This window comes from Geomonas paludis (assembly GCF_014193585.1).
GTDB lineage: Bacteria > Desulfobacterota > Desulfuromonadia > Geobacterales > Geobacteraceae > Geomonas > Geomonas paludis.
The window spans coordinates 192,452-210,000 of sequence record NZ_BLXY01000005.1; the positions used below are offsets into that span (position 1 = coordinate 192,452).

The 17,549-nt window shown below is 59.8% G+C and carries 12 protein-coding genes and 2 rRNA genes (1 of these 14 cut by a window edge); 4 read left to right on the forward strand and 10 right to left on the reverse strand.

The features are described 5' to 3' along the window. Nucleotides 1-163 precede the first annotated feature (163 nt). A complete protein-coding gene (locus H7687_RS14055; protein WP_183348430.1) occupies nucleotides 164-316 on the reverse strand; it encodes a hypothetical protein in 153 nt (50 codons plus the stop codon). A 235-nt stretch (nucleotides 317-551) separates the two neighbouring features. Here H7687_RS14055 and H7687_RS14060 point away from each other — a divergent pair, with 235 nt between their 5' ends. Further along, nucleotides 552-1,964, forward strand: a complete 1,413-nt coding sequence (locus H7687_RS14060; RefSeq protein WP_183348432.1) for a B12-binding domain-containing radical SAM protein — start codon at nucleotides 552-554, stop codon at nucleotides 1,962-1,964. Between the two features lie 116 nt (nucleotides 1,965-2,080). Here the strand turns inward: H7687_RS14060 and H7687_RS14065 are convergent, their stop codons facing one another. Genes H7687_RS14065 through H7687_RS14085 form a run of 5 tightly spaced genes read right to left on the reverse strand, consistent with a single transcriptional unit; the run spans nucleotide 2,081 to nucleotide 7,328 of the window. Further along, complete coding sequence (locus H7687_RS14065) at nucleotides 2,081-3,166, reverse strand: type III polyketide synthase (protein WP_183348434.1); 1,086 nt, start codon at nucleotides 3,164-3,166, stop codon at nucleotides 2,081-2,083. Then, on the reverse strand, nucleotides 3,163-4,398 hold the full coding sequence (locus H7687_RS14070; RefSeq protein WP_183348435.1) for a U32 family peptidase: 1,236 nt from the start codon (nucleotides 4,396-4,398) through the stop codon (nucleotides 3,163-3,165). The genes H7687_RS14065 and H7687_RS14070 overlap by 4 nt, the downstream gene beginning before the upstream one ends. After that, nucleotides 4,395-5,102, reverse strand: a complete 708-nt coding sequence (locus H7687_RS14075) for a methyltransferase domain-containing protein (protein WP_183348437.1) — start codon at nucleotides 5,100-5,102, stop codon at nucleotides 4,395-4,397. Before H7687_RS14075 ends, H7687_RS14070 begins: the two co-directional genes overlap by 4 nt. A 15-nt stretch (nucleotides 5,103-5,117) precedes the next feature. Then, complete coding sequence (locus H7687_RS14080) at nucleotides 5,118-5,918, reverse strand: hypothetical protein (protein WP_183348439.1); 801 nt, start codon at nucleotides 5,916-5,918, stop codon at nucleotides 5,118-5,120. 9 nt (nucleotides 5,919-5,927) lie between these two features. After that, on the reverse strand, nucleotides 5,928-7,328 hold the full coding sequence (locus H7687_RS14085; RefSeq protein ID WP_183348441.1) for a B12-binding domain-containing radical SAM protein: 1,401 nt from the start codon (nucleotides 7,326-7,328) through the stop codon (nucleotides 5,928-5,930). A 482-nt stretch (nucleotides 7,329-7,810) separates the two neighbouring features. Between H7687_RS14085 and H7687_RS14090 the strand changes: the two genes are divergently transcribed. Next, nucleotides 7,811-8,683: an alpha/beta fold hydrolase gene (locus H7687_RS14090; protein WP_183348443.1), complete on the forward strand. Its 873-nt coding sequence runs from the start codon at nucleotides 7,811-7,813 to the stop codon at nucleotides 8,681-8,683. 86 nt (nucleotides 8,684-8,769) lie between these two features. Continuing rightward, a complete protein-coding gene (locus H7687_RS14095) occupies nucleotides 8,770-9,462 on the forward strand; it encodes a YiaD family glycine zipper/OmpA-like lipoprotein (RefSeq protein ID WP_183348445.1) in 693 nt (230 codons plus the stop codon). 82 nt (nucleotides 9,463-9,544) lie between these two features. Here the strand turns inward: H7687_RS14095 and H7687_RS14100 are convergent, their stop codons facing one another. Further along, a complete protein-coding gene (locus H7687_RS14100; RefSeq protein ID WP_183348448.1) occupies nucleotides 9,545-10,444 on the reverse strand; it encodes a pirin family protein in 900 nt (299 codons plus the stop codon). A gap of 54 nt (nucleotides 10,445-10,498) precedes the next feature. Then, nucleotides 10,499-11,182, reverse strand: coding sequence for a type 1 glutamine amidotransferase domain-containing protein (locus tag H7687_RS14105; RefSeq protein WP_183348450.1), 684 nt, complete (start codon nucleotides 11,180-11,182; stop codon nucleotides 10,499-10,501). Nucleotides 11,183-11,397: 215 nt separating this feature from the next. Here H7687_RS14105 and lon point away from each other — a divergent pair, with 215 nt between their 5' ends. Then, nucleotides 11,398-13,797 carry an endopeptidase La gene (lon, locus tag H7687_RS14110; protein ID WP_183348452.1) on the forward strand — a complete coding sequence of 800 codons (2,400 nt, stop codon included), beginning with the start codon at nucleotides 11,398-11,400 and terminating at the stop codon, nucleotides 13,795-13,797. A gap of 195 nt (nucleotides 13,798-13,992) precedes the next feature. On the opposite strand, the gene rrf is transcribed toward lon, so the two are convergent. Both rrf and H7687_RS14120 read right to left on the reverse strand, forming a co-directional pair. After that, nucleotides 13,993-14,109, reverse strand: a 5S ribosomal RNA gene (gene rrf / locus H7687_RS14115). A 501-nt stretch (nucleotides 14,110-14,610) separates the two neighbouring features. Next, a 23S ribosomal RNA gene (locus H7687_RS14120) occupies nucleotides 14,611-17,549 on the reverse strand (it continues 20 nt past the right edge of the window).

A 17,549-nucleotide genomic window follows, 5' to 3' on the forward strand; every position in this document is an offset into this window, starting at 1 on the left:
CCTTACTCTCCGGTGCGGTAGGATAGTAATATTATTTCATTATTATCTGACTTAGGCAACCGGCCGCCCCTGTTTTGCCTGACGCGGATAGAGAAAGGCCCCCGCCGGTGCTGCTGTCTGTCACCGATTCGGGGGCCTTTACCTTGTTGCCGATACTGCTTCTTTATTCCACAGGCGGAAACTTTCGTGCCCGGGCTGCCCTCTTTCTCAATATCTTCATAATTTCAGCCGAACTGAGCTCTCTCTCCCTTTGTTTGCGCCGTTCCACGATGACCACAACGGGTGCCTCTTCCTGCTTTCCTTCCTGCTCGCCCATGGTCCACCTCCAGCTGCGGCGGCATCCGCGCCGCAGCATCCGGTTAATGGCAAACATTTTATCTTCATTGCCCCCCGATGCCAGCATTGTCCGGTTAGATACCTGCAGTTTTCAAAATCGAACCGTTTCCAGCTCTCCCCCTCCCTTGACGGGAGGGGGAACTTTTCGCGAATTGCTTATCCCATGTCCCCCTCTATAATCCTAAAGTCCAATCTACACAGTCCTAAGGAAGCCGATGAAGATACTCCTTTTGGCGATGCCGGACGCCGCCAACAACTTCCATCGCATCATCAAGGTCCCCAATCTCGGGCTGTGCTCGATCGCGGCACAGCTCAAACTGCACGAGGTGAAGGTAGTGGACCTGGTGCTGGTGCACCGCGACATCCAGGCGTGGCTGCAGCGCTTGCTGCGCGACTTCCGGCCCGACGTCGTCGGCATCAGCAGCATGAGCTTCCAGTATGAAAGCGCCCTCAAGGTGATGTCGATCTGCCGCGCCATTTTGCCCCAGGCCAAGCTGGTGCTGGGTGGCTACCACGCCACGCTCGCCTGGCGGGAACTGACCGAGCAGCCGCCCCCGTTCGATTTTCTGGTGCGCGGCGAGGGCGAACATGCCTTCCCGGCGCTGCTGGAAGCGCTGGACGGGCAACGGTCCTTCTTCGACGTCCCCGCCTTGTCCTGGTCCCGTCATGGCACCTTCGTCCACAATCCCACCGCCGGGCTGCTGGACCTGGCCCAACTCCCGCTGCCAGCCCGCGACGCCCGCGTCCTCGACGGCTTCACCTATTTCGACCGAAAACTCGACTGCGTCGAGACCTCGCGCGGCTGCACCATGACCTGCACCTTCTGCTCCATCACCGGCATGTATGGGACCAGCTTCCGCTGCCATCAAGTCGACCGGGTGATCGAGGATCTGAAGGTATTGCAAAAGAGGGGCACCCGTACCGTGCTGCTGGTGGATGACAACATCACCCTGGACAGCCGCCGCTTTACCGCGCTTGCCCGGGCCATTGTCGATCACAGCTTGAACAGCATGGAGTACCTGGTGCAGGCCTCCGTAGCCGGCATCGTCGCCGATCCCGATTTGATACCGGCTCTGGCCCGGGCCAACTTCGCCATGGTCTTTCTCGGCATCGAGTCGGTGCTGCCGCAGAACCTGGCTCTCTTTCAAAAGGGGGACATCCGGGAGAAAACCGAGCGGGCGGTAGGCCTGCTGCGGCGGCACGGCATCGGCGTGATGGGGGGATTCATCATCGGCAATCCGGATGACGGGCCGGAGGAGATCAGGGAGGTCTTTCGCGCCTCGCGCCGGTTGGGCATCGACCTCCCCTACGTCCAGTGCGTGACGCCCTATCCCGGCACCAGGATCAGGGAGGAGCTTTTGGCGGCGGGCCTGGTGACCAATCCCGACCGGCTCAGCAGGTACACCGGGTTCATGTGCAATGTGAGGACGAAGCGGCTCAGCGTAGGGCAGTTGAACCGGATCATGAACTGGGAGAATCTGAAGGTCTTCTTCAGCCCCTCCATGTTCATCGGCAACTATTTCGTCAGGAAGCGCGAGAAAGGCGGTTTGAAGGTGTTGTTGAACAACCTGGACCTGGTCCGCGGCTTTTTCACCGGCGACCAGTTTCGTTCAAGGCACAGGTTTTAACGGCAACGGCAGTTCTACGTTCTATGTTCTACGTTCTACGTTAGGCTCCTAGCTACTCCCATCACTCCCATTAGTCCCATTATTCCCAGACTTCCCATTGCAGTCCTCAGCCAGTCCTACACCTTCCTCAGCAAGCACGCATGCGCCGACAGCCCCGCCCCATAGGCTAGCAGCACGCACCACTGCCCTGCGTCCACCCCCTCCCGCAGCATCTCTTCCAGCACAAACCACACCGTCGGCGAAGACATGTTGCCGTACTGAGACAGCACCTTCCGTGTCGCCCGGAGCCGCTCTTCCGGGATCCCCACCTGGTCCCGCACCGCGTTGATAACCTTCTCGCCACCGGTGTGCAGCGCCCACCCTCCGATATCGCTCTTATCCACCGGCGACATGGCAAGCAGGTCATCCATCACCTCCGCCGCTGCCTTGCCGACCAGTTTGGGGAGATCGGTCGACAACTGGTTGTGCAACTGCCCTTCCTTGTGCACGAACCGTATCGCCTCCCGCTGCTCGGGCACGTATCGTCCGGCGGAACAGCAGACCTCGAACCCGGCAGGCTTTTCCCACAGCACCGCGGCCGCGGCCCCGTCACCGAAGAGCGCGTTGGACAATATCAGGCTCAGGTCGTTGCCCATCTGAAATGCGGCGCTGCAGATCTCCACCGCCACGCTCACCACCACCCCGCCCGTCATCCTCAGCATCGACTCCGCCACCTGGAGATTAGGGATGGCGCCGCCACACCCGCTGCCGACGAGGTCGTACAACCGGGTGCGGGGATCCATCCCCAAACGCTGCGCCAGGTAGGTCGAGATCCCTGGGCAGATGTATCCGGTGCAGGTATTGACCACTAGACCGTTCACCTGCTGAACCGTCACCCCCGCCTTTTCCAATGCCTTGACTACCGCCTCGGCCGCGAGAGTTACCGAGTGTTCGGTGAACCGCGCCACCCGCTGGTCCTGCGTCTCGTTGAAGATGTGGGCGGGGTCGTCCACGGCGAAGTGCCGCTTCTCGATGCTCGGATGCTCGAAGGTGGCCCGGATCAGTCCCATGCTTCTCGGTGTGAGCGTTTCCTTGAAATGCTCCCGGACCAGGTCGGCGGCGAACCGCTGGCACGCACTGAAGCGCGGCACGGCAGACGCTATCGATGCAACGTAGGCTCTTCCTCCTGATGGCTCTCCCCCGGTAACGGCTGCGACTGTCATGCTCCCCTCCTGGCTGCCATACCCCAGAGCGCTCCGGAGTACATGTCATTGAAAGCGTCCTGGTACAGCTGCAGCAACTCCTGCCGGTACTGTTCATCCACCCGTACCGCTTCCCGTGTCCAGCGTTCACAGTAGCCGCACCGGGAGCAGTCGCTGCTCCGGCAGTCGATCTCCCTCATCCCTTCCAGGAAACCGTCCAGCAATCGGTTGTCGATATACACCGGGTCCCAGGTCAGGCCCGCCACCAGGCCGCGCTTCTCGGCCAGCCGCTTCAGGCGGAGCAGGCCCGTCTGCCTCACCGCCAGAGGTCTGAAGAAGAATTTGGCGAATCTGCGCAGATCCAACAGGCTGCCCCCTTTCGGGGAACCGGTCTTGTAACCGTAGGGCTGGATCAGGTCCAACAGGTTGCCATCGAACCGCCCCTCTGCATAGGCGCGGACCCGGCGTGCCAGCACCTCGGTCGGTGCCCCCCGCTCCAGGATCTTGAACGAGCTGAAGCCGAGGTCGGTATATGCCTTGAGATCCTCGGGCCTTATGAATTCAGAGCGCAGGTAGTGCGACGGGTCGGCAAGTTTAAGGGCGGAGCACTTGAGGGCACAGTAGTCGATCATGAAACCGCGGCTCGCGTGGCCCTGCTGCGAGGCGTGGGAGAGGTTCACCATGTGCTGCCCCGACAGCGGACAGAAGATGAGGCAGTTGGAGTTGGCGATCAGTTGCAGCTCCAGCCCGACCGCCTGCCGGATCGAGCGCAGCATGGCAAAGTCACGGTTGACCGCGATCGATTCCAAGGTGATGCAGTCCGCCCCGAGATCCTCCCAGAACTTTGCCTTGGCAACGCAGTCCACCCGTGCGTACACGCCGACACGCACCTTGAGGCGTGGATGACGCTGCTTGATGATGGGGAGCAGGAATGGGAGCGATACGGTGACCGACGTTACCCCGCACTCCTCCACGAATCCAAGCAGGCGCTCCAATTCCGCCTGGCCTTTCCGGATGAACTCGCGGTTGTCCATGCAGGCGGGGTTCAGGAGGTAGTTGAAGCCGATGCCGCGGCGCGCCGCGTCCTGCACGTGCGCCCGAAACCGCGCCTTGCTCAGAGGCGTCAGCATGAAGGAGGCCCGGCCGCCCCCTACGCTGTCGGAAGGAAGCTTCCCGAATAGCTCGGCAACCGGGTACCCTTCCAGGGCCGGCAGAAGGTCGGATTGGAAGTTGGTGGCGACGGAAAATTTCATGCGCTTTCCCCGGAAACGACCAGCAGCCAGAACGGCTCGCGGTGAACGTCGATGGTAGTGGCTCCCGCCTTGGCCGCACATGCCCGGAGCTCACCCACGGTGAAGGCCTTGAGCACGGAGAGGGGGCCGTCGTAGCGGGTCATGCGGTTGCTTGTGAAGATCCTGGTGAGCACGTAGATGAGGGCGTAGGCTACCCAGCTTCTCCGGAGGTCGATCACGATGAAGCCGCGCCGCGCCACCCGGAGCATTTCCTTCATGGCCCTTACCGCTTCCGGTTCCTTCATGTGATGTAGCGTCTTGCTGCAGAGCACGACGTCGAAGCTGTGGTCCCGGAAAGGGAGTTGCAGGGCGTCCGCCACCAGCAGCTTGATCTCGGGATAGCCGGTGGCGTACTTGCGGGCGATCTCGACGATCCGGCTGTTGAGGTCGACAGCAGTCACCTGGATCCCGATCCCATTCTTTCTGGCCCACTCCACCAAGGCAACGGGAAGATCGGCCGAGCCGGTGGCGACATCGAGCACGGAGATATGCTGCTGCCCCTGTACCTTCCTGGACAGGTGCTTCAAAAGCGCCCGTGTGTCGCCCAGGTAACGGTTCACCGTCCTCAGGTCGGACAGACTCCCTTCCAACTCATCCTGGGTGCACACCTCCGGAGGGAGGTCGAGAAACTCGAGGGCCGTTCTTTTGCGAGGGATAAAGGGCATAGGGCTGGTGATCCGTTATTTAGGCCACGTGGGACTGGTCAACTCGATGCGCCAGACGGGACCGCCGGTGGCGAGCGGACCTTCGAACTTCACGAAGGCCGGCACCTCGTCCAAGATAGTCCAGATGTGGTTGTCCGGCGGGCTCTTCCCCAGCAGGGTAGCCGGGAGCCGCAACAAACCGAGGTGCGGCTTGAGAATGTAGTGGCTAGCGCTTTTTTCGACGTCGCCAATCTGGATCCTGGTGCTGCCGGCCGGGACCATTTCCAGTTCTATGATCCTCGGCGTCGGGGTGAAGGCCACCATGTGGATCGTTTCCCTGCTCCCCTTGGTGAGATTCTTCATCACCGTGGGGACCATGCCGTTGTAGACGTCGGCGGGGAGCTCCAACTCCCCCACGAGCACCTTCTCTTGCCCATCCTTCCCCTTCACCTTGACGCGGTACTTGCCGGTTCCACGTTCCAGGGAGACATCGAGATCGTCCTCAAAGGACTTTCCCTTCTGGATCAACCGGTAACTCTTCAGCAGGAATTTCTGCTGCTGCGAAAAAATCACCGTCTCGTCGTGCAGCGAGCCGTCCTTAAAGTACAAAACGATGCGGGTTTTGATCTCCCCCTCCCGTGGCAGTTGCAGAAAATCCCCGGATGCTATGCGCCGTCCCGAGGTATCGTTCAACTCCAGAAAGCCCCGGACCATCCCCTCGGTAAACCGGACCGGGACGGGTGCCGCCTGCGCGCGCACGCAGGAGAGGACCAGCAGCATGAACAAGATGCAGCAGAGCAACGGTGGTAAGGATGGCGTGTGACGATCGATTTGCATAGTTCCCCCCTACACCCGCCCCCACCTGAGTGCCCTTTGGGCGTATCCCGCATAGCGCCAGAAAGGGGTCGGCAGCCCGAGGGCGGTGCCGATGCGGCGCAGGGTTCCCAGGACGGGGGCCTGGGTGTCGGTGAGGTGGATGCAGCGGCCGTGACGTACCCCGCTCTCCAGCAGCACCCGCGCCCGTTCCGGCGTGAGCTTGGGGGAGAAATAAAACGACGGCATCAGCAGGTCGTCGTCCGCCTGGACACGCCCCTCACGCAGGGCAAGCCGATGCAGCCCCGTCCCCGGATAGATGCGTATGCCGGTCGTGATGAAGGCGGCATCCTTGCTGCCGACGTGGCGGTTTAAAAAGGCCACCGTCCGCCCCAACGTCTCCTCGTCCTCCTCCGGGGCGCCGACAAGAAAGCACCAGAGCGCCCGCAACCGGGAGCGCCCCAGCAGTTCCGCGGCACGATTCACCTCGTCCTCGTCGAACCCCTTCTGCAATGCGGCCAGCGTTGCTCCGGCGGCGCTTTCCGGGGTGATCACCAGCGACGTCATCCCGGCCCGCTCCATGAGCCGCAACTGCGCCGCCGTCAGTCCCTTCGGGGATAGCGAGGAGGCGCAGAAGCGGGCTTTCACCTCGCGCCTCAGCACCTCTTCCAGGAGCAGTTCCAGATACCCCTCGGGCTCGTTGAAGACGCTGTCCACGAACTCGAATTCGCGGGCGCCGGTGTGCCGCATGGTCTCGACAATCTCGTCCGCCACCGCGGCCGGGTCCCGCACCCGCCAGGTCGATCCTTCTATCATCCGATAGGTGCAGTAAAGGCAGTGCCGGGCACAGCCTCGCTTCCCCTGCACCGGCAGCACCGGTTCCCGGGTCAGGTACCTCTTGGCATCCACCCACCCGTGCAGCCGCGGTGTCACCAACCCTTCGCCGGCTATCGGCGCAGGATCGCCAAGCTGCCGCTGCGCCCCCTTCCTGGGCACCACCCCCGCCACCTCTCCGGCGGCATCGGCATCCGGCGCGCTGAAGAACTCCACCGCCGCCCGCTCCCCCTCTCCCACCACGGCATAATCAAGATCCAGGTACTCCAGCACCTGGTGCGGCAGGATGCTCACCCCGGCTCCTCCGATGAGGATCCGGGCGTCGCACCTCGCCTTGATCAGGCGCACCACGTCCCGCACCTCCGGCAGATACGACCTCGGGTCGAGGAGGTTGCAGTTGTCGAGATTCCTGACAGAAAGGGCGATGCCACCGGGTGCGAAGCTCGCCAGGGTATCTTCGACCGCGCGCAGCGGGTCCGGCAGGAAACAGAGGTCCAGGAACTTGACGTGAAAGCCCGCCAGCCGCAGCGCTTCGGCCACCCACGCCGCCCCGAGCGGCACCGTCGGCTGTGGTGCCGTCTCCCGATTCGTGCTTATCATGAGGATGCGCGACGACACCTGCTCCATTCTCCGGGACTGTACCCTGTGCCCGCCGTGCAGGCAGAAAAAGGTGTTGAATGCCATAAGTGCCGGTAGTACAATGGTTCTTATGGAGGGAAGCAACAAACCAGAAACTTTGACAACCAAATCGATACAACTCCAGATGCATGAAGCGACATCCGGGGTTGGTAACTGACGTCCGGTAGGCCAAGCCGAGAAGGCTCTTTATCTCGTCCGTTATGGAATAAAAAAACCTGATAAGGATGGATTCCGCAACAACCTCAAGAAACGAAAACCCCATCCCCACGGATTGAGCAGGTTCCACTTGAACGTCAGTTATTTTTTCAGAAAAAGCTCGATGATCAACATCATCGGGCTTTTTTTATGACCACCCACCTTTAACGAACTCCAATACTATCAGACTTCATAAATTTCGCTGACGTCTGTCACGATTCCTGCCGCTTTCTGTTAAAATAAGCGACATGAATCTGGCCGACCTTCCTCTGCATCAATGCCGTCTTTCCGAGCGGGAGATACTGGCGTACCGCTGTCACGGCAGCGGACCGGCCAAGGTCATCCTGGTCCACGGGCTGGCGGCAAGGTCCGAGACCTGGAGCGACTTGGTCCCTCTTTTCCCCGATGACCGCTACACCTTCTACCTCCTCGACCTGCTCGGCTCGGGAGCCTCGTCCAAACCCAAGGAAGCCGACTATTCCATCCGCGGGCACAGCGTGCGGTTGCTGGCCTTTCTCAAGCAGCAGGAACTGGAGCAGGTAACCCTGGTGGGACATTCACTCGGGGGGGCAGTGGTGCTGCTCGCCGGCGTGGAGGCCATGCTGCGCAAGGCTGACGGCCTGCTGGCCGCGATGGTGATCGTCGCCGGGCCCGGGTACATCCAGCGGCTCCCGCTCATGGCGGAGATCTTCGAGAACCGGTTGGCTGCGGCGCTGTTCGTCGCCCTCTACGCCCCGGACATCTGGATCAAGGCAGGGCTGAAGATGGCCTACTACGACCGGAAACTGGTCGACCGCGAGCATATTGCCAGGTACGCCCCCTGTTACCGTGACAAGGAAGCCAAGCGCGCCTTGGTGGCAACCTGCCGCAGCTTGGTGCCGCTGGACCAGGAAGAGATCGCCGCACGCTACCGGGACCTGCGCCTGCCGGTACTCCTGCTTTGGGGGAGGCACGACCAGATCGTGCCGCTGTCACAGGGAACCCGGCTGCAGGATGCTATCGTCGGGGCGAAGCTCGAGGTGCTGGAGCAATGCGGTCACAATCCGCAGGAAGAAAAACCTGCCGAAACTTTCGCTATCCTGGATAGTTTCATTTCTCGTAGCGCTCCCCTTACTGATTGAAGTGGAACTGAGCATTGATCTTGGGGAGGTGAGGTGATATCTTTTATGGGTTCTGTGACTATTTCATTCATTAAGGAGAGACAGCAATGACAGCACGCTTGATCGCAAGAATTATTGTTGGCATGACAGCCGTTGCCTTGTTAGCAACCGGCTGCGCCACCAATCCAGATGGCAGCTACGAATTCAAGAGAACCGGCCTGGGCGCACTGGGCGGCGCGGTACTGGGTGCCGGCGCCGGTGCACTCATCGGCGGCAAGTCGCACCGCGGGCGCAACGCGGCCATCGGCGGCCTCACCGGCGCAGTAGTAGGCGGCGGCATCGGCAACTACATGGACCGCCAGGCAGCCGCGCTCAAGAAGGAGATGCCGCAGGCCGAGGTGGTGCGTGACGGCGACAAGGTGTACGTGGCGCTTCCTTCCGGCATCCTGTTCGACGTAGGGAAAGACACCCTGAAACCTGAGGCGAAGGATGCTCTCAGCAAGGCCGTCCCCACCCTGCGCGACTCCCAGACCACCATCATGATCGAGGGGCACACCGACTCCTCCGGCTCCGACGCCATCAACCAGCCCTTGAGCGAGCGGCGCGCCGGCCGGGTGCGCGACTTCCTGATGTCGCAGGGAGTTCCGGGCTCCAAGATGGCTGCAGTCGGCTACGGCTCCTCCCGCCCCGCGGTCCCCAACGACTCGGATGCCAACCGGGCGCTCAACCGTCGCGTGCAGATCGAGCTCTCCCCGAACGAGAAGCTCAAAGCACAGGAAGGCAGCAGCGGCAACAACTGATTTACCGCAGTTACCAAGCAAAAAGCGGGACGCCTGCCAAGGCGCCCCGCTTTCATTTCGGCACCACCTCTTCATCCCCCCGTTACTTCACGAAGGTCCCCTTCTGGTACTCCTCGAACGCCACCTGCAGTTCCTCCTGGGTGTTCATGACGATGGGCCCGTACCACGCCACCGGCTCCCCGATCGGCTTTCCCGAAATGAGCAGGAAGCGCACCGGTTTCCCTTGGGTGGTCACCGAGACGACGTCGCCGTCCTCGAACAGGATCAGGTTCTCGGCCGTGCACTCGCAGCGGCGTTCGAGGTCGAAGTAGTTGGTCCCCACCATGTCGTGCTCATAGGCATTGCGCTCATGGTCGAAGTACCCCTCGCCGTCGATGACATAGGCGAGCACGGTGTAGCCCCGCTTTATGGCGTGGGTGAAGGTGGATCCCTCCGGCATGGTGACGTCGAGGTACTCCGGGTCGGCCACCACGTCCCGCACCGGCCCCTGCACTCCGCCCGCGGTGCCGGCGATGACCTTTACCTTGATCCCGTTCATGGTCACCTCCGGGATCTCTTCGGCGACGATGCCCCGGTAGCGCGGGGGCATCATCTTGTGGGAAGCGGGGAGGTTCGCCCAGAGCTGGAATCCCCACATCAGCCCCTCGTCGTCCCCCAGGGGCATCTCCTGGTGTATGATGCCGCTGCCGGCGGTCATCCACTGCAGGTCGCCCGGGCCGATGACGCCCTTGTTGCCCATGCTGTCACCATGCTCCACCCTGCCGTGCAGCACGTAGGTGATGGTCTCGATGCCGCGGTGCGGGTGCCAGGGAAACCCCTTCAGGTAATGGGGCGGGTAGTTGGAGTGAAAGTCATCCATGAGCAGGAAGGGGTCGAACATGGGCACCTCGTGGTTACCGAAGGCCCGTTTGAGATGCACCCCTGCCCCTTCGATGGTGGGCTTGCTTTTCCAGACCTTCTTTATCTTGCGCAGAGTGTCCATAACGTCTCCTTTCCCGTTTCCGTCGCAGAACGATAGCGCCACCAGATCCCGACCCTAGCGTGCGGCGAGCACCTTCAACAGGGCCTCGGCGGCTGGTGCCGAGGATGCCGGGTTCTGCCCCGTTACCAGCTTGCCATCCACCTCGATGTAGGCCCCCCACACCTCCCCGTGCCGGAACTGCGCCCCGCGCTCCTTGAGCCGATCCTCGAGCAGGAACGGGACCACGTCGGTCAGCCCCACCGCTTCCTCCTCGGCATTGGTGAACCCGGTCACCCGCTTGCCCCTGACCAGGAAGTCGCCATCCGCTCCCTTCACATCTCCCAGCGCCGCGGGTGCGTGGCAGACGGCACCTACCGGCTTGTCCGCTCTTGCGAAGGCCTCGATGAGCGCTATGGAATCGGGATCGACGGCCAGATCCCAGAGGGGGCCATGCCCTCCCGGAAGAAAGACGGCGTCGTAGTCGTTGACCGATACCTCGTGCAACCGTTGGGAGTGGGCCAGGTCATCCTGGGCCGCGGGGTCGGACTTGAAGCGGTGGGTCGCATCGGTCTCATTTTCGGGTTGGTTGCTCTTCGGATCGACCGGCGGCATCCCCCCTCTCGGCGACGCTATGGTCACCTTGGCTCCGGCGTCCCGGAACACGTAGTAAGGCGCCGCCAGCTCTTCCAGCCAGAAACCTGTCTTCTCCCCGGTATCCCCCAGCTTGTCGTGGGACGTGACCACCATCAGTATTTTCATGGTTTGCTCCTTTGTCTCAGATGGCAACTACTGATACTTGAAGCTCTCAATCGCACCTGTATGTGTGTACAACATTCACGAGGATTATCAACCGAGCCACCGGGGCGGAGCCCCCGAAACATCTCTCGATGAAAGAGTGGTGATCAGGCCCGGTGAGGTTGACAGTCCGACCATCCGTGCTTACGTTTTATTAAAACCACACCAGGAGTCTCATCATGAGCGAACAGGATGTTGAAATAGTTGAAGCTGAAGTGAACGGCAAAGAACACGGGGGCGGGCTGGTGCTTGCTTCGGACGTCCTGCCACTTGGACTTCCCATCATCCCGCTGCGACCGCGCCCGGCGTTCCCGAACATGCTGATCCCGATGGTACTGAACGACCCGAACCAGGTGCAGGCGATCAAGCGCGCCATGGAAACACCGGGCCAGGCGATAGGCCTGGTACTGGTAAAAGACCCGGAGAAGCCCGATGGCGCGGACAACGTGCACAAGGTCGGTGTTGCCGGAAAGATCGTCAAGATGATGCACCTCGACGACCAGAATGCACAGTTCCTGCTCAACACGCTGGAGCGTTTCACCATGCTGGAACTGCGCGAAAATGACGGAGCCCTCTTCGCCACGGTGAACTACCAGTACGGCACCGAGCTTTCCGTCAACCCGGAACTGAAGGCGTATTCCATGGCTGTGGTCAGCACCTTGAAGGAACTGGTGCAGATCAACCCGCTCTATTCCGAGGAAATCAAGTTGTTCCTCGGCAGGTCCAGCATCGATGACCCCGGCAAACTCGCCGATTTTGCCGCGAGCCTCACCTCCGCGGACGGGCAGGACCTGCAGCGGGTGCTGGAACTGTTCGACGTGCGCAAGAGGATCGATCTCGTGCTCACCCTGCTCAAGAAAGAGCTGGAAGTGTCCCGGTTGCAGACCAAGATCACCAAGCAGATCGAGGAGAAGATCAGCCAGCAGCAGCGTGAGTTCTTCCTGCGCGAGCAGTTGAAGGCCATCAAGAAGGAACTGGGGCTGGAAAAGGAAGGGAAGACCGCCGAGGCGGAGAAGTTCGAGGAGCGCCTGAAGCACCTCAAACTGAACGATGAGGCGCAGCGGGCGGTCACCGAGGAACTGGAAAAATTCAAGCTGCTGGAGCCGGCCTCGGCCGAGTATCACGTAACCCGCAACTACCTCGACTGGCTCACCATCCTCCCCTGGGGCAAGTACAGCAAGGATTCTTTCAACGTCGACAGGGCCAGGAGGATCCTGGACCGGGACCACCACGGGCTGAACGACGTCAAAGACAGGATCACGGAGTTCGTTGCCGTGGGCAAGATGAAAGGGGATATCTCCGGGTCCATCCTCTGCCTGGTCGGCCCTCCCGGTGTCGGCAAGACCTCCATCGGTAAAAGCATCGCGGACGCCCTGGGGCGCTCCTTCTTCCGCTTCTCGCTGGGCGGCATGCGCGACGAGGCCGAAATCAAGGGGCACCGCCGTACCTACATCGGCGCCATGCCCGGCAAGTTCGTTCAGGCCATGAAGAGCGCGGGCACCGCCAACCCGGTGCTGATGCTGGATGAAATCGACAAGATCGGAGCCTCGTTCCAGGGGGACCCCGCGTCCGCCCTTCTGGAGGTGCTCGATCCGGAGCAGAACGGGACCTTCCGCGACCACTACTTGGATGTCCCCTTCGACCTCTCCAACGTTCTCTTCATCGCCACCGCCAACCAGTTGGACACCATCCCCGGCCCGCTGCTGGACCGAATGGAAATCATCCGGCTCTCGGGATACGTTCTCGAAGAGAAGATGGAAATCGCCAAGCGCTACCTGATCCCGAAGGCGCTCAAGAACCACGGGCTGAAGCACGGCCAGGTCAGCATCAAGAGGGACGCGCTGGCAGCCTTGATCGACGGCTGGGCGCGCGAGGCCGGCGTGCGCACCCTGGAGAACAGGATCAAGAAGCTGATGAGGAAGGCGGCAAAAGAGTTTGCCGGCGGCAGGATGGAGCCCATCGTCATTACCAGGAAGGATCTGGCGGAGTACCTGGGTCAGCCGGTCTTCACCACCGAGGAGATCTTCGAAGGCGTGCCGGGTGTGGTGACCGGCCTGGCGTGGACCAGCATGGGGGGCGCCACGTTACCCATCGAGGCCACGGCCATGGCCAGCAAGGGGAAGGGGTTCCGGCAGACGGGCCAGTTGGGCAACGTGATGATCGAGAGTTCCGAGATCGCCTATTCATTCGTGATGGCGCACCTGAAGGAGTACGGTGCGCCAGAGGATTACTTCGATACCCACTTCGTGCACCTGCACGTCCCGGCCGGCGCCACCCCGAAGGACGGCCCTTCTGCCGGGGTAACCATGGCGACGGCATTGATCTCGATGATACAAGGGAAGCCGGTACGGAAGAAGCTTGGAATGACCGGCGAGTTGACCCTCACCGGGCGGGTACTACCGATAGGCGGTGTGAAAGAGAAGACCATTGCCGCCCGGCGTGCCGGGCTGAAGACATTGGTATTCCCGGAAGCCAACCGGAAAGATTTCCAGGAACTGCCGGACTATCTGAAGGAAGGACTTGAAGTGCACTTCGCCAAGGAATATAAGGACGTCTACAAAGTGGCCTTCGGCAAGTAACTCCCTGCACAGGCACCAGATCCCCCCTCTCCCCCCGGGCTTGCCGACCGAAGGGCTGCGGCCCGAAGGTGGGAGAGGGGCCGGGGGTGAGGGCGCTGCCGCAGCGGGAGGAAAGAGCCGCGGCAACGACTAACCTGGAAGTCGAGACGCGAAAAAGCCCCGCCTGGTTATCAGACGGGGCTTTCTCTATTAAATTCCCTGCGGCGACCTACTCTCCCACATCGTTTCCAATGCAGTACCATCGGCCCAGAGAGGCTTAACTTCCGTGTTCGGGATGGGAACGGGTGTGACCCTCTCGGCATTGCCACAGAGAAACTCTTGGGGACTGGCTCCCTAAGGTGCCTGTCCCCTTCTCCATTTAGAGGGACAGGCACCTTACGGAGCCAGTCCCTTAAACAATCGCATTTCGTGTCTGTAGGATTTTTGGCAGTGTATGATCGGGGGGTGGAGGTCCACCCCCCTCTCTAAGAATTTTTTATGGTCAAGCCTCACGGCCGATTAGTACCGGTAAGCTGAACGCATTACTGCGCTTACACACCCGGCCTATCAACGTTGTGGTCTACAACGGGCCTTCAGGGGATTGCTCCCGGGGATACCNTTCCGTGTTCGGGATGGGAACGGGTGTGACCCTCTCGGCATTGCCACAGAGAAACTCTTGGGGACTGGCTCCGTAAGGTGCCTGTCCCCTTGTCCATTTAGAGGGACAGGCACCTTTCGGAGCCAGTCCCTTAAACAATCGCATTTCGTGTCTGTAGGATTTTGGCAGTGTATGATCGGGGGATGGAGGTCCACCCCCCTCTCTAAGAATTTTTTATGGTCAAGCCTCACGGCCGATTAGTACCGGTAAGCTGAACGCATTACTGCGCTTACACACCCGGCCTATCAACGTTGTGGTCTACAACGGGCCTTCAGGGGATTGCTCCCGGGGATACCTAATCTTGAAGGAGGCTTCCCGCTTAGATGCTTTCAGCGGTTATCCTTTCCGTACATAGCTACCCAGCGACTGCTCCTGGCGGAACAACTGGAACACCAGAGGTACGTTCAACCCGGTCCTCTCGTACTAAGGTCAACTCTTCTCAAGTATCCTACGCCCACGGTAGATAGGGACCAAACTGTCTCACGACGTTTTAAACCCAGCTCGCGTACCGCTTTAATTGGCGAACAGCCAAACCCTTGGGACCTACTTCAGCCCCAGGATGCGATGAGCCGACATCGAGGTGCCAAACCTCCCCGTCGATGTGAACTCTTGGGGGAGATCAGCCTGTTATCCCCGGCGTACCTTTTATCCGTTGAGCGACGGCCCTTCCATACAGAACCGCCGGATCACTAAGACCTACTTTCGTACCTGCTCGACTTGTTGGTCTCGCAGTCAAGCTCCCTTATGCCTTTACACTCTACGGCTGGTTTCCAATCAGCCTGAGGGAACCTTCGCGCGCCTCCGTTACTCTTTGGGAGGCGACCGCCCCAGTCAAACTACCCATCAGACAGTGTCCCCGATCCGGATGACGGACCTGGGTTAGACATCCAAACAAACCAGGGTGGTATTTCAAGGATGGCTCCACCGAGACTGGCGTCCCAGCTTCAAAGCCTCCCACCTATCCTACACAAGCTTATTCGAATGTCACTGTCAAACTGTAGTAAAGGTGCACGGGGTCTTTCCGTCTTACCGCGGGTACTCGGCATCTTCACCGAGAATTCAATTTCGCTGAGCCACTGGTTGAGACAGCGCGGAAATCGTTACGCCATTCGTGCAGGTCGGAACTTACCCGACAAGGAATTTCGCTACCTTAGGACCGTTATAGTTACGGCCGCCGTTTACCGGGGCTTCGGTTCAAAGCTTCACCTTGCGGCTAACAAATCCCCTTAACCTTCCGGCACCGGGCAGGCGTCAGACCCTATACGTCGTCTTGCGACTTTGCAGAGTCCTATGTTTTTAGTAAACAGTCGCTACCGCCATTTCTCTGCGACCCTCTTCAGCTGTGCGAGCGAATCGCCTTCACCAAAAAGGGCATACCTTCTCCCGAAGTTACGGTATCATTTTGCCGAGTTCCTTAACCAGTGTTCTCTCAAGCACCTTAGGACATTTATCCTCACCCACCTGAGTCGGTTTACGGTACGGTCACCTGCTGTCTGAAGCTTAGAGGCTTTTCTTGGAAGCATGGGATCGACGACTTTGCGGGGATACCCCCTCGTCATCAGTTCTCAGCGTTGAATGGAAGAAGGGATTTGCCTCCTCTTCCCGCCTACAACCTTAAACCTGGACAACCAGCGCCAGGATCGTCTACCCTTCTCCGTCCCCCCATCGCAACAACAGGTGGTACAGGAATATTAACCTGTTTCCCATCAACTACGCCTTTCGGCCTCGCCTTAGGGACCGACTAACCCTACGCAGATTACCTTTACGTAGGAAACCTTGGGTTTTCGGTGACAAGGTTTCTCACCTTGTTTTTCGCTACTCATGTCAGCATAATCTCTTGTGATACCTCCAGCCGTCCTCACGGTCGACCTTCGCAGGCTTACACAATGCTCCCCTACCACTTGATCCTTAAGGATCAAATCCGCAGCTTCGGTACTATGCTTAGCCCCGTTACATTTTCCGCGCAGACCCACTCGACCAGTGAGCTATTACGCTTTCTTTAAAGGGTGGCTGCTTCTAAGCCAACCTCCTGGTTGTCTGGGCATTTCCACATCGTTTTCCACTTAGCATAGATTTTGGGACCTTAGCTGGCGGTCTGGGCTCTTTCCCTTTTGACTACGGATCTTATCACCCGCAGTCTGACTCCCACAATAACAGTTAGCGGTATTCGGAGTTTGGTTAGGTTTGGTAACCTGGTGAGGCCCCTAGCCCATCCAGTGCTCTACCCCCGCTACTTACTTTGTGAGGCTATACCTAAATATATTTCGGGGAGAACCAGCTATCTCCGAGTTTGATTAGCCTTTCACTCCTATCCACACCTCATCCCCTGGCTTTTCAACGCCAGTGGGTTCGGGCCTCCACGAAGTGTTACCTTCCTTTCACCCTGGACATGGATAGATCACCCGGTTTCGGGTCTACCCCCTGCAACTAACTCGCCCTATTAAGACTCGCTTTCGCTGCGGCTCCGTTCCATGAACTTAACCTCGCTGCAAAGGGTAACTCGCTGACTCATTATGCAAAAGGCACGCGGTCACACTGGATTGCTCCATAGTGCTCCCACTGCTTGTAGGCATACGGTTTCAGGTTCTATTTCACCCTCCTCATTGGAGTACTTTTCACCTTTCCCTCACGGTACTGGTTCACTATCGGTCAGAGAGTAGTATTTAGCCTTGGGAGATGGTCCTCCCGGATTCCCACGAGGTTTCACGTGCCTCGCAGTACTCGGGGACACCCTAGGGTGACTCATGGTTTCGGATAAGGGGCTATCACCCACTATGGCCGGCCTTTCCAGACCGTTCTCCTACCAATCATCAATCCCACGTCGGGGCCCCACAACCCCGGATCCATCGAAATGGAGCCGGTTTGGGCTGTTCCGCTTTCGCTCGCCGCTACTGACGGAATCACTATTGTTTTCTTTTCCTGAGGGTACTTAGATGTTTCAGTTCCCCTCGTTCGCCACGTAGAGCTATGAATTTACTCTACGTTACTGGAGCATTACCTCCAGTAGGTTTCCCCATTCGGAAATCTCCGGGTCAAAGCCTGTTTAGCGGCTCACCGAAGCTTATCGCAGCTTACCACGTCCTTCATCGCCTCTCTCTGCCTAGGCATCCACCGT

Coding starts and splice junctions, on each gene's coding strand:
- H7687_RS14055 (WP_183348430.1), bottom strand. CDS start 316: ATGGGCGAGCAGGAAGGAAAGCAGGAAGAGGCACCCGTTGTGGTCATC.
- H7687_RS14060 (WP_183348432.1), top strand. CDS start 552: ATGAAGATACTCCTTTTGGCGATGCCGGACGCCGCCAACAACTTCCAT.
- H7687_RS14065 (WP_183348434.1), bottom strand. CDS start 3,166: ATGACAGTCGCAGCCGTTACCGGGGGAGAGCCATCAGGAGGAAGAGCC.
- H7687_RS14070 (WP_183348435.1), bottom strand. CDS start 4,398: ATGAAATTTTCCGTCGCCACCAACTTCCAATCCGACCTTCTGCCGGCC.
- H7687_RS14075 (WP_183348437.1), bottom strand. CDS start 5,102: ATGCCCTTTATCCCTCGCAAAAGAACGGCCCTCGAGTTTCTCGACCTC.
- H7687_RS14080 (WP_183348439.1), bottom strand. CDS start 5,918: ATGCAAATCGATCGTCACACGCCATCCTTACCACCGTTGCTCTGCTGC.
- H7687_RS14085 (WP_183348441.1), bottom strand. CDS start 7,328: ATGATAAGCACGAATCGGGAGACGGCACCACAGCCGACGGTGCCGCTC.
- H7687_RS14090 (WP_183348443.1), top strand. CDS start 7,811: ATGAATCTGGCCGACCTTCCTCTGCATCAATGCCGTCTTTCCGAGCGG.
- H7687_RS14095 (WP_183348445.1), top strand. CDS start 8,770: ATGACAGCACGCTTGATCGCAAGAATTATTGTTGGCATGACAGCCGTT.
- H7687_RS14100 (WP_183348448.1), bottom strand. CDS start 10,444: ATGGACACTCTGCGCAAGATAAAGAAGGTCTGGAAAAGCAAGCCCACC.
- H7687_RS14105 (WP_183348450.1), bottom strand. CDS start 11,182: ATGAAAATACTGATGGTGGTCACGTCCCACGACAAGCTGGGGGATACC.
- lon (WP_183348452.1), top strand. CDS start 11,398: ATGAGCGAACAGGATGTTGAAATAGTTGAAGCTGAAGTGAACGGCAAA.